This is a genomic window from Aeromonas sp. R5-4, assembly GCF_040908215.1.
GTDB classification, from domain to species: Bacteria; Pseudomonadota; Gammaproteobacteria; order Enterobacterales; family Aeromonadaceae; genus Aeromonas; species Aeromonas veronii.
The window spans coordinates 1-12627 of record NZ_JBFODG010000027.1 but is presented as its reverse complement, the minus strand read 5'-3'; the positions used below and the strand labels follow the sequence as shown (position 1 = coordinate 12627).

Genomic DNA, 12627 nt, shown 5'->3' with positions numbered 1-12627 from the left:
TTATCGACTCAACCGGGCTGAAGGTATTTGGTGAAGGCGAGTGGAAGGTCAGAAAACACGGCGCCGAGAAGCGGCGAGTGTGGCGCAAGTTGCATCTGGCGGTAGACCCGGTGACCCACGATATCGTGGCGGCGAAAGTGTCGTTGGAAAATGTCCATGACGCCGAGGTGCTGCCAACCTTACTCAATCCACTGCGGTGCAAGCTGGGACGTGTTTATGCGGATGGCGCGTATGACAGCAAAGCCAGCCATCAGCTTATCTTGCGCAAAGGGGCAACAGCCTGTATCCCGCCTCGCAAAAGCGCGGGGTTATGGAAAAAAGGACACGCAAGAAATGACGCGGTGCTGGTGATGCGCAAGGAAGGGCTGGCGTACTGGAAGAAGATATCGGGGTATCACCGTCGCTCGCTGGCAGAGACTGCGATGTATCGATTCAAACAGTTGTTAGCGGGGAAAGTCAGTTTACGTAACCACAACGGCCAAGTGGGAGAAGTCATGGCGTATGTGAGCGCCATAAACAAGCTGAATACTCTGGGCATGCCTGTCAGAAAGCCTCGAGTGTAGCGGTCACTTGGGGCTGGGGCTGGGGCTGGTGTGGCTTGATGGTTGATTTGGGAAACAGCGCTTTTATTAGGACGACGACGTGCGGATCCCATCAAGGCCAGAGCCGGAAAACGGCTCACAGACAGGCCGGATACATTGATGCAAACGATTTCTGGAAATCGGTTCACGCTTGCAGATAAGGAGCAGACCATACATTTTTTAGAATGTCCTTTTCACGCTCGAGCCGATGGATGCGGGCTTCCAGCTCCTGGATTTTCTGCTGCTGCGGGGTCAGCGCTTTGCTGATAGGAGTGGTACCGATTCGTTCGGATTGCAGTTGCCGAACCCAGCGGCGAAGTATGGTTTCACCGACATCGAGTGAACGGCTGGCTTCGGGGACAGAATATCCCTGATCGAGCACTAGGGGTGCTGCTTCGAGTTTGAACTCGGCAGTAAATGGGCGACGTAATCTTGTCATTGAACACCTCAGGTCATGGTGGCGACTGTACCACCTAAAATGGTGTCCGGGATGATTAGACCTCTACACTTAAAACTTGTTGAGGGCCATAGGAAATAAGGACTCTTTTGGATTAGTTCTTATCAAAACAATTCGATAGCAGGCAAACTCGAATCTCTTTTCGGTTTGCCTAAAATCTGATTATGAGTATTTTGTTGCTGCTCCATCACATAACGTTCACTGTACGACTCCAGCAACACTTCCAGCGGAGGCAGATCTATGGGATCTACTGAAGCCCCTTCCAGGCTTTGTGAAAGTTGCTGAAAATGCGCAATCAGCTCGTTAAACAGTGTATGCACACTTTCTAGTTGCTGGCGACTAATATCCTGAAATTGCATATTCCCTAGCGCTTCAACAATACCGTTGTGAATAAATGTCATTGCTTCTTTGCTTTCCTGGCTGAGTAATTCCACGTAGTTGTTCAATTCGCTGAAGTCCTGCAACACTGACTGTAAGCTTTGTGAAACTTCCGTCACTTTTTGCATTACTTCACTAGTATGATCGCCAGCCAGTACTGATACCAGATTTTTTGCCACCGTATCGCTTACCGCCAAGATCGCTTTGTCGATGGCAGCTGTCGCAGTCTCAGTTTCCTGCGATAAGGTGCGCACCTCTTCAGCAACTACTGCGAAACCACGACCGGCTTCGCCGGCCCGTGCTGCCTCAATAGAAGCATTCAGTGCCAGTAAATTGGTTTGTTTGGCGATGTTTCGAATAAGCCCGGTTAAACCGGATAAGCCTTTCACTTGTAGTAAGACTTCTTCAATCCGTGCATGATCTGTCTGTACTTGCGCTGACTTCGCATTAATATAGTCAGACATCTGCCGTAACAACTCCTGATCAGCTGATAACCGCACCGCCTGAATGTCTTTGATAGACTGGGCTTCCTGTACATTGTTGTTGAGACGCTCCAGCAAACTGCCACTTAATTTATATAACGAATCCAGAACATGCATTATTTTCAAGACACCTTTTTCTGTTTCATTGTTGGCTGATTCAATGTGTTTGGCCATCACCTCACCAAACCTTGGCAGGTAACTTAAATCTGTGCGTATAAAGCTCTGGTGCTGACTCAAGTTTGGATTATCTGCTGTGACGTGCGAACCATCAGTCGGCGTTGCCAATTTCGTCAGCCAGCAACGTGCAACGACCAGGGCTCCCCAACTTAATAGCGCAGCCACCAGCCAGCCGATAACTGAAAAAACCAACTCTGTACCTGTTGCCAGCAGCATAAATAGAAATTGCAGAACCAGTGCCAATATCAGCGCTAGTACCACCTCAATTATTCTGGGGGTAAGTATGGAATTCAGGTTCATCATACACCTCAGACACCAGGCAGAACTTGTCGAATAACTTTTAATAAATCAGGCCCAGTGATTGGTTTAACAAGCCATCCGGTTGCACCATTCTTTTTTGCTTCATCCCGTTTGGCGGCTTGGCTTTCAGTTGTCAGTGCCAGAATTGGCGTAAACCGTAACAAAGAACGAGCATTCTTAATAAAATCAATGCCATTCATATTTGGCATGTTGATGTCAGTGATGATCAAATCTGGTTTTAATCCGGCTTTCAGTTTGTTAAAAGCCTCTAGCCCATCTTTGGCTGTATCTACTTTCAAGCCGGACATTTCCAGTGTCTGCTTGATGCTCATCAGCATCGTTGCTGAATCATCAATCACAAAAATAGTTTTAGACATATTAAGCCTCCTGTCGGCCTGCATTCGAGTACAAAGAAAAGTCCAGCCAGAGGGCAAACTCGGTCTTCTTTGGTAATTTATGGATAGGGATCTGAAACACGACGATCAATTGAAATACTGCACTGTGCAGATGATCACATCCTTGTAAATCCACTTTATTAAACAGTTGCTGTTCCCATTGAGCATAGATGATTTCAGCATCCTCCACGCCCACTATCCCACTCAGTTTGAGAATTTTTCCACATCGGGTAAGTGCCATCAGTGGAGCTCCTGTGGATTGAGGATTAATAAAACCGAACCATCCCCAAGCAATGCAGAGCCAGCGTACAAAGGCATTTTTCCCAGTTCGCCCGGCAAAGGTTTCAGGATGATATCGATCACTTCATAAAAATCGTCAACTAGCAGACCCTGGACTTCCCCCTGAGTCCGCACAACCAACAAAGCAAATTCCTGCTCTTCATTCTGCAGTTGCGCTTTATCAAGACCCAATATCTGGTTCAGCGAGCGCAGTGGGATCAGTCGGCCCCGAAGGACTGTGCTCATCTGTTGCTTTATGTATTGCACTGCTGTAGCTGGCAACCGGACAGTTTCAACAATCAAGTCCATCGGAATGCCAAAGATTTGCTGATCTGAGCCAATCACCATTACATTCGTCACAGCCATCGACAATGGTAACGACAAGCTGAGCCGGGTTCCTTTGCCAACATCAGATTGTAGCTGGACCGTACCGCCAACCCGCTGGACCGCAGTTTTGACCACATCCATTCCAACCCCCCGGCCTGACAAATCAGTCACTTGGGGCGCCGTGGAAAAACCAGCCGCAAAAATCAGCTGAATAGCCTCCTGGTCACTGATTTTTTCCAGTTGTTCTTCGCTGATTAACTGCTTTTCCCAAGCTTTGCGTTTAATCATCGTCGGATCTATTCCGCGGCCATCATCTTCAATCTGGATAAAAACCCGATCAGACTCCTGACTTGCACGGATCTTTAAAATACCCGTTGGATTTTTACCGACGGCCGTCCGCTGGGCTGGGGTTTCTAGGCCATGATCAAGACTGTTGCGTAAAATATGGATCAACGGATCTGCCAAAGCCTCGATGATATTTTTATCAGCTTCGGTCTGTTCCCCGTGGATTTGTAAATTCACCTCTTTACCCAGTTTACGGGCGATATCACGGACCAGCCGGGGAAAGCGCTGAAATACAAAAGACACCGGCATCATCCGTACCTGCATGATGGCATCCTGCATCTCTTCGACGATTCGGTTAATCACACCATATTGGGTTTTTATCTCCCGCGCCAGTTCGCGATTGCCATAGTGCGTTTCAGCTTTGCCGGCGAGATATGGTAAACCGTTTTTGGCTACGACAATTTCACCGATCAAATCCATCAGACGATCGATTTTGCTTTGTTCAACTTTCAGAACTTTACTCTGTAAGGCATCTTCCACTCGTCGACCAAATTTGCAGTCATTACTGCCTTCATCGGCCGCCTGGGCAACCGGCAATGCCGTAAGAACGCCCGGCGCAGCTTGCGGCTCCGGACCGTTGCTTGCAATATCTGATATAGCACAGTCCAGCGTGGGGTTGTCCAGTTGCTGTGCTGTCCAGAGCAACAAAGCAGCAACGTCAGTCTCAGCGGTCAATGCGGGTAAGGCTGGTGCAGCGGGTAACTGCGCAAGCAGCGCTTGCAACGTATTATAGGCGGCACTGAGCAGACCTCGGTTGGAACCTTGCTCAAGCTGTAACTGTAAAATCTGCCACTGCGTTTGCAGGATATCTCGCACTGCCGGGTCTAGCGACGAGGCTAGTGCCGGTTTTATGACCGGTTCTGCAGAGATGGTGGGCCCGACCGCTGTAACTGTTGTACCCCATTGCACCTGCTCAGGCACACAACGAAAATGCTGGGCAATCACCGCCTCGTCAGCGTCGCACAAAGCCAGATAAACTAGTTGCGACTGATAGCAATCGTATAAGGTATTAACCCGCTCCGCTGCAGGTAAAGCCAGGCCAGCAGTTAGTCCTGGCAGTTGCTGGATCAGATAAAAAGGGTCTTCACCTTTAAAAAAACACTCTGCCTCTGGTTGGTAGACCACCAGATAACAACCCGCTTTACTGCGTGCTTGCTCTTGCCACTTGACAGGAAAACAAGGCAACCATCGCGCAGCCAAGTCAGTATTAAGTGCCATCAACTTAGCTTGAAGTGCCTGCTCGTCGCTTTCGGGTTGGGCATCAGCCTGTGCCTCAACTAGTAATTGGCGCAACTGCATGGCCTGAACGGCGGCAACTGCGATAAAATCGGCATCCTGGTAAGCACTGGACGCCACCAAGTCAATAAGATGTGCCACAAAGTCCATAGCTTCAAGCAACTGGTCAGCCAACGCTGGGCTAAACGCTAACCGGTCATCCCGCACAGCGTCCATCAAATCTTCAGCTGCATGTAACACTTTGCTGACTGCACTGAATTCAAATAAACCACTATTGCCTTTGAGCGTATGCACCAGCCGAAACAGTTCAACAACTAACTGTCGGTCAGCAGGCGACTGCTCCAACTGCAGTAACTGCTCACTGATCGACTGCAAAAAGTCACGCGACTCGCCAATAAATTGCTGTAACAGCTCATTCATACAGTCGTCCCCAACCCCAGCAATAGTGCACAGTACTTCAGAAGTTCCGCCGGTTTAATTGGTTTTACCATGTATAAGTTTGCTCCGGATGCAAAAGCCCGTAACTTGTCGTGCTGCTGCGCTTCGGTGGAAATCATAATGGCAGGCCCTTGGAAGATGTCTCGGCTTCGCAAATCTTTCAGGAAATCATACCCGTCCAGCTTTGGCATATTGATATCAACTAGATACAGGTCATAAGGTGACAGCAGCGCTTTTTCCAGTGCTTCCAGACCATTCACTGCCTCATCAACCAGATAACCGGCTTGCTGTAGGATTTGTTTGTGGTACATTCTGACTGTTGCTGCGTCATCGACCACCAGAATACGTTTCAGGCCTGTTTTCATTTTGGCTCCGGCTTCTGGTAAACAATTGCTTCGGGGTACTTTTTGACGGTAAACAAAGAGGTGATCCTGCTCATTGATTCAGAGTGACCCAGACAAACAAAGCCACCTATATTTAATGCGTCAAAAAACACCTCAGCTGCCTTGCTCCGTGATAAGTCATCAAAGTAAATCAGGAGGTTACGACAAAATATGACGTCGAAATTGCGATAAGATCTGGTATTTGTAACCTCTGACAAATTAACGTGGGTAAACTCGACTGAATCGCGTAAGTCATCAGAGATCTGATAATCACCATTTTTTTGCTTGATGAAATACTTCTCGAGCAATGCTGGCTGCACATGCTGTACAGACCGATGCGAGTAACAACCGAGCCTGGCTTTTTGCAAAATATCGGTATCAATATCCGATGACACCAGTTCGACATCCCACTGTGAGATCTGCGGCCAGTGTTCCAGCAGATAAATCGCAATCGAGTAAGGCTCTTCGCCAGATGAAGATGGCACCGACCAAATCCTTATCCGGGCGCCAGGTTTTTTATTCGCACAGATTGCCGGCAGCATCGACTCCACCAGACAACGAAACTGATAATCCTCCCGAAAAAAATAAGTCTCGTTTACTGTCATCAGATTGGTCAGCTTTTGCAGCTCTTCACCTGAGCTTTGAAAACGTAAAGTGGTAAAGTAGTTACGAAAATTATCCGAACCTGTCACCTCAATCCGCTCCACCAGACGTTTATCGACAAAGTATCTTTTATTGTCATCAAACTGAATACCAGTTTTCCGGTAGAAAAACTCACGGAACTTCTGGAATTCTTCCAGGCTGATCTCTGCTTTGGCCAATTAGGCCCCCTTAATCCGCGTTAATGCCACATCTATGGCAAAATGCATAAAAGGTTCGTCACTGAAGCGCTGTTGCAATGCCTGCAGCGGTGCGACCGCAGCCACAGTGCCTACTTCTGCTAATAAATCCAACGCAGTGGCACAAACATTTACATGAGGGTCCTGACTGATCACATCCAGCAACCATTGCTCTACATTGGGATGTTGTAACGACTCTAGTACGTTTATAGCAAAGATCCGTACATCGGCATCCGGATCGTGTAATAAAGAGTCCATCATCGGTGCCACTACCGCGGGCATCAGCTTCATCGCCTCAATCGCATCGTTCCGCAAATTTGCCTCTTCGCTGCGCAAACAACTGATCAAGCCATCGACTGCCTGCGAAGTACCAAGCATTGTCAGCGCGCCAAAAATAGCCTGCCGAACCACTCTCTCTGGTTCTTGCCACAATTGGGTCAATAACGGGCCAACCGCCTCGACATAAGCGGATAAGTCGCGTGCAGCCCAGCGCCTACTCTGACTATCGTTGCTTTGCAGCAATTGAAGCAAACCTGGAAAATCCCGTGCAAACTGCCGCTGCTCTGTAGTCGGGACCACCTGCTGATTTTGCTTTACCAATCCCATAACGTTCCTTAGCTGCCAGCCCAATGCAGCAGTTGTGACGCGATTTTGTGGGCCGGAAGCACCAGTGTAGCCCCTTTGCGCTCAATCAGTTCTTTGGGCATCCCGTACACGACTGCAGTCAGTTCTGATTCAGCGATTGTTTTGCCGCCATTGGCATAAATGCGGCTGAAAGCCTCGGCGCCGTCATTGCCCATCCCGGTTAACATGACGGCGACCAGCGCTTCTGCATGACAGCATTCAAGCGCTGAGCGGCCAAGCAGCTCCACCGATGGATGCCAGCGAAATTGCGGGTCTTCCGGTTTGGGCTGCAAAAACAACAAACCGACACGGCTGGTCAGCACCAAGTCAGCCCCCCCACGTGCAATATAAACCTTACCTCGCTCAACCTGTTGTAAAGTGCTTACTTCGACAACTTCCAGCTCGCACAAATGATTCAGCCGGTTAGCAAACGGTCCTGTGAACGCTGCGGGCATGTGTTGCGCCACTATCACCGGATATCCAAAATCTGCCGGCAAACTGGTCAGGATCTGTTCCAAAGTACCGGGCCCTCCTGTAGAAACTCCAATCAGCACCAGACCATCAGGTTCATCGGCGTAACTCGTTATTGTCTTTGCGCCACGGCTGACAGCAGACTGGCTTAGTGCCAGTTTTTTGCTGCCCGTTTGATGTGATATAGACCGTCGGGAACGGCTGCTGGGTTGCTGGCTGGTCGCCACCACATCAGGCTCGGTTTTGCGCAACCGGGCTTTCGCAGCGGCTCTGACCTTTAATACCAGTTCCTGTTCAATCTGACCCAGTACCAGCGAGATCGTCCCGTCAGGCTTGGCAATATAATCAACAGCGCCTAATGCCAGCGCTTCCAGTGTTGCTAGCGCGCCGGCAGCAGTCAGCGAGGAGAGCATGACAACAGCAACTGGCCGCTGTAACATCATTTCTGCTAGGGCTGTCAGGCCATCCATCTCCGGCATATTGATATCCAGAGTGACCACATCCGGCAAGAACGTCTGATTTAGCTCGATCGCTTCCAGACCATTTTTGGCTGTTTTTAAAGTAAAGCCGCCTGCCGTATCCAACACGGCGCAGATTTTTTTGCGCATCAGCGCGGAGTCGTCGACAACTAATACTTTGATCGCCATTCTAGTGTCACTCACTGTTACCTGGCAGCTAACAAAGCCTCCAGCCTCTGCTGCTCATCGCTGTCAATCAGGTGGTCAGGTTCAATCAGCTGGATCATTCGTTTCTGCTGTTCAAGGTTTGCAACACGCCCCAACAATCTCGCTTGCTCCGCCGACAGCCTCGGCGCCTGTTCAATGAACTTCTTCGGAATTTTCAGTACTTCGGTCACGGCATCGACAATAAAACCAGTTCGAACCCCACCCAGCACAAACACCATGATGCGTTGCCGATCATGCCGACCAATTGATGGCAGGCCCAATCGTTTACGCTGATCCACCACCGGCAGCACCAAGCCGCGCAAATTGATAATCCCCTCGATAAATGGAGGTGCTTTGGGTACTGCTGTCAGCTCTTCAGGGATCCGCACGATTTCCTGCACACTGTCGATGGGGACGCCAAACTCGCCTTGCGCCAGATGGAATACCACTACCTGCTCTTCATCTTCTTCGGCCAGTTCGGCCTCGTTCTGCTCTGCCAGCACATCTGATTGCAATTTGTTTACCTCCGACAATGCTTCGCTTACCGCCCCGGAACGAAATAACGCAGCCACATCAATCACAGACACCAGCCGTTTACCTTGATTTAGTCGGCATATCTGATTAATTTCACTAAGATTTGATTTTTTTGCCAACAACGGCGGCATATGGTCGATTAAATCCAGCGGTACCCGCAACACTTCAGACACTGCATCAGTAACAATACCAACTGCGCCATGTCCAACGCCAACCACCACAACCCGACTGCGCTCATCCAGCGCACGTTCCGCTAGCTGAAACATTTTGCGCAGGCTGACTAACGGCAATAGACGCTCGCGTAATGTCATTAGCCCCAACACATGACTATCGGTTTTTGGTACCTGCACCATATCAGCAGGTACCTGAACAATTTCCTGTACATCAGCAATATCAACAGCATATTCCTGCGCCGCGACACTGAAACTGACCAAATGACGCTCATCACTGTCGTCTTCTGTTCCCTCGGGGATGGCCAGCGCATTTGTAACCGCACTTTGCAGCTCCGGGTTTTGGCTTAACGCATGAACTTCGGCAAACTCATCGGCAATCAACTGCCGAAAATTCAGCACCATAATCATGCTTTTTTCGCCGTGTGTTCTTAACACTCCAGATAACAGTTCAGTGTCAATCGTGCTGCGAATGCTGTCTACACTGTCAATTTGCGACGGTTCCACACTAATCACACTGGCAACTTTGTCGACAACAAAGCCCAATGGCTGTCCCAAATCAATTACCAGTGCCCGGGTCGAATCATCATGGGTTTGCGCGTCGAACTGAAACACCCGCCGCAGCGCGATTATCGGTAGTACTTTGCCACGTAAATTAGCCAGCCCGTCCAGCGCAGCTGGTGCCAGTGGTACACGCACTGTTGGTGGCACACGGATAATCTCCTGGACAGGCGCCATTTCGGCAGCAAACAGCTCGCCATTGAGCATAAATGTGACATATTGCTGGCTCAAATCCGTTTGCTGGCCTATAGCGTTATCGGGTGGCTGCGGCCGCTCAAGTTCTGCACTCATGCTACACCTCAAAGACTTTGCAGTTCATCGGCCAACGAGGCAATTTCCTCTATCGCAGCTGCCAGTTCTTCAGCACCCTGCGCTTGCTGGTGAGCGGCGCCTGCGGCTTCTGTTGCCGCACGCTCAGCTTCCTGTGAAGCCGCAGAAATTTGTTCAATGCCTTTTTGGGCCTGGCTGATAGCAGCAGCAATTTCATTGGCCGCCTGCAAAATGACTGAAGTGCCATCCTTCACATCGGCTACATCAGTTTCTATCGCCACCAGATTGGCGCTACAGACTTTGGCCTGCTCCGTCTCAGCAATCGCAGATATGGTTATTTCGTCCAAATCGGCACTGACCAGTGCGATCTGATCCTGTACCCCTTTCACTAAATCCTTAATCCTATCCGCGTTTTCTGCAGAGTCGCGCGCCAGATTGCGAATATCGGTGGATACCACTACAAAACCTTTGCCAAACTCACCCGCTCTAGCGGCCTCAATAGATCCATTGACAGCTAGCATATTGGTCTGAATCGATACCGTCGTGATTGCTTCGACGATTTTGTCGATGCGACGCGATACCTGTTCCAGGTCTTTGACCTGTCGCATACTGCTTTGGGTTGATTCAACCGAATTAATGATGCCCCTGACCAACTGATCAACTGCCGCTTTATTGCGTTCAAGTAATGTTGCCATGTTAGTGACTTTTTCTTCGCTCTTGCGAGCCCGATCCAGCGCAATTTCCAGACCTCGTTTGATCTGCGTGACGGCAGCAGCCGACTCTTCAGTTGCCGCCGCGGCGGTTTGCGCGCCACGCCGGATCTGTTCAATTGCAGTCATGATCTGGGCGGCCGCCCGGTTCAGCTCCTGCACCGCAGAAGATAACTCTTCGGCGCTGGATGCAACATCTTCGGCACTTTTAGCCACATCAGTTGAGTTTTTTAAATCATCGGCGATGTCAGACAAATCCTGGGCAGTTTTTTCACTTTCAGACAATGCCTGAGTTTGCTCATTGACAGTTTTTGCCGTTTCCTCAGCTGCAGCAGATTGTTGCTCGGCCGCTGCCGCAATTTCTTCCGCACCACGCAGCGCTTGATTCGCGGCGTCGTTGGATTGCTGCGCGCCGGCCGCAATATCCTGCACGCCTCTCACCACGTCGCCGACATCAACACGGATTTGATCCAGCAACTGTGTAATGGCTTTGCCTTTTTCCACCTCACCGCTGATATTATTGGCGGATTGATTGATCCCCTCAGCAATGCCTTTAACCTCGGACTGGATCTGGCTGACCAAATCCTGGATCTGTTTGGCACTCCTTTCAGAAGTTTCCGCCAGCGTACGTACCTCATCAGCAACCACCGCAAAACCTTTGCCATGTTTACCTGCTCTGGCCGCTTCGATCGCCGCATTGAGTGCCAGCAAATTGGTCTGGTCCGCGATCCGCACTACCGCTTTAACGATGTCACCGATATTGGCAGCTTGTTTCTCCAGCTCGACGACCTGGCGCACAGATGCTTCTTGCCGGGTTGCTGCAACAGTGACATTGCTGATCAGCCGGCTAATATCTTCGGCAGTCCGCAAAACCAGTTGTTGTACAATTTCGCTTTTCGTCTGGCTGAGGTTAGCACTATCTAACTGACGGTTGATGGCCTGCGTGACCTGTTTAAACGCCTGCAATGATTCCTGCGCGGCCCCCGCCGATTCTTCGGCTCCGGAGGCAATCAGATCAGAAGCTCGTCGCAATTCTTCAGAAGCGGATGACGCTTCTGTGATGCCGGAAGACAATTGTGCGGTGGCAGCCGCAATCCGCTCCGCCGCCTGTTGCTGTTTTGCCAGCGTTCTGGCCCTTTTCCGCTGTGCTTCCGCTTCACGCGACGCGACAGCAGCAGGTTTGGCTGGTTCAACAGCAGTGCTGTTGCTACTGGTTTTTTTTACTAGTGCCACCTGACGCCTCCAATTATGAAGATGATTGTTTCGTCAAAAATTATGAGAATCTCTAGTTGGTTAATTACATTTAAAAGGTAGGTAAAAGGCACCAAAAAACAACTTTTTTACCTAAATAAGCCGCTGTTGGGGACGCGGTCTTCACGGTAATCCCGGCATTGTTTCCCAAATCAACCAGCAGTCATGACTTCCCCCGCCCCTGGTGACCGTTACACTCGTGGCTTTCTGACAGGCATGCCCAGAGTATTCAGCTTGTTTATGGCGCTCACATACGCCATGACTTCTCCCACTTGGCCGTTGTGGTTACGTAAACTGACTTTCCCCGCTAACAACTGTTTGAATCGATACATCGCAGTCTCTGCCAGCGAGCGACGGTGATACCCCGATATCTTCTTCCAGTACGCCAGCCCTTCCTTGCGCATCACCAGCACCGCGTCATTTCTTGCGTGTCCTTTTTTCCATAACCCCGCGCTTTTGCGAGGCGGGATACAGGCTGTTGCCCCTTTGCGCAAGATAAGCTGATGGCTGGCTTTGCTGTCATACGCGCCATCCGCATAAACACGTCCCAGCTTGCACCGCAGTGGATTGAGTAAGGTTGGCAGCACCTCGGCGTCATGGACATTTTCCAACGACACTTTCGCCGCCACGATATCGTGGGTCACCGGGTCTACCGCCAGATGCAACTTGCGCCACACTCGCCGCTTCTCGGCGCCGTGTTTTCTGACCTTCCACTCGCCTTCACCAAATACCTTCAGCCCGGTTGAGTCGATAA

General features: G+C 50.2%; 12 protein-coding genes and 1 pseudogene. 1 reads left to right on the top strand and 12 read right to left on the bottom strand.

Annotated features, from left to right (window positions below; genetic code table 11):
• Positions 1–563 (top strand): IS5 family transposase (locus tag AB5Y83_RS13710; protein ID WP_160882494.1); only part of this gene is annotated, 563 nt, incomplete at its 5' end.
• Positions 564–759: 196 nt separating this feature from the next.
• Here the strand turns inward: AB5Y83_RS13710 and AB5Y83_RS13705 are convergent.
• The 12 genes and pseudogenes from AB5Y83_RS13705 to AB5Y83_RS13650 all read right to left on the bottom strand — a co-directional run.
• Positions 760–1020 (bottom strand): annotated as a pseudogene (locus AB5Y83_RS13705) (transposase); the annotation flags it as partial.
• Between the two features lie 122 nt (positions 1021–1142).
• Positions 1143–2378 (bottom strand): methyl-accepting chemotaxis protein, encoded by a 1236-nt coding sequence (locus AB5Y83_RS13700; RefSeq protein ID WP_160882301.1) that lies wholly within the window; start codon positions 2376–2378, stop codon positions 1143–1145.
• 5 nt (positions 2379–2383) lie between these two features.
• Positions 2384–2752, bottom strand: a complete 369-nt coding sequence (locus tag AB5Y83_RS13695; protein WP_160882300.1) for a response regulator — start codon at positions 2750–2752, stop codon at positions 2384–2386.
• 1 nt (position 2753) lies between these two features.
• The gene (locus AB5Y83_RS13690) at positions 2754–3011 is read right to left on the bottom strand and encodes a hypothetical protein (protein ID WP_160882299.1); all 258 of its coding nucleotides are present in this window, start codon (positions 3009–3011) and stop codon (positions 2754–2756) included.
• Positions 3011–5377, bottom strand: coding sequence for a chemotaxis protein CheA (locus tag AB5Y83_RS13685; protein WP_160882298.1), 2367 nt, complete (start codon positions 5375–5377; stop codon positions 3011–3013). The genes AB5Y83_RS13690 and AB5Y83_RS13685 overlap by 1 nt, the downstream gene beginning before the upstream one ends.
• Complete coding sequence (locus AB5Y83_RS13680) at positions 5374–5760, bottom strand: response regulator (RefSeq protein ID WP_202411386.1); 387 nt, start codon at positions 5758–5760, stop codon at positions 5374–5376. Before AB5Y83_RS13680 ends, AB5Y83_RS13685 begins: the two co-directional genes overlap by 4 nt.
• Positions 5757–6599, bottom strand: coding sequence for a protein-glutamate O-methyltransferase CheR (locus AB5Y83_RS13675; RefSeq protein ID WP_160882297.1), 843 nt, complete (start codon positions 6597–6599; stop codon positions 5757–5759). Before AB5Y83_RS13675 ends, AB5Y83_RS13680 begins: the two co-directional genes overlap by 4 nt.
• A complete protein-coding gene (locus tag AB5Y83_RS13670) occupies positions 6600–7223 on the bottom strand; it encodes a HEAT repeat domain-containing protein (protein WP_160882296.1) in 624 nt (207 codons plus the stop codon).
• Between the two features lie 8 nt (positions 7224–7231).
• Positions 7232–8359, bottom strand: a complete 1128-nt coding sequence (cheB, locus tag AB5Y83_RS13665) for a chemotaxis protein CheB (RefSeq protein ID WP_160882295.1) — start codon at positions 8357–8359, stop codon at positions 7232–7234.
• A 17-nt stretch (positions 8360–8376) separates the two neighbouring features.
• The gene (locus tag AB5Y83_RS13660; RefSeq protein ID WP_160882294.1) at positions 8377–9933 is read right to left on the bottom strand and encodes a chemotaxis protein CheW; all 1557 of its coding nucleotides are present in this window, start codon (positions 9931–9933) and stop codon (positions 8377–8379) included.
• Positions 9934–9941: 8 nt separating this feature from the next.
• Positions 9942–11855 (bottom strand): methyl-accepting chemotaxis protein, encoded by a 1914-nt coding sequence (locus AB5Y83_RS13655; protein ID WP_160882293.1) that lies wholly within the window; start codon positions 11853–11855, stop codon positions 9942–9944.
• A 209-nt stretch (positions 11856–12064) separates the two neighbouring features.
• On the bottom strand, positions 12065–12627 hold a 563-nt coding region (locus AB5Y83_RS13650), incomplete at its 5' end, for an IS5 family transposase (protein WP_160882494.1).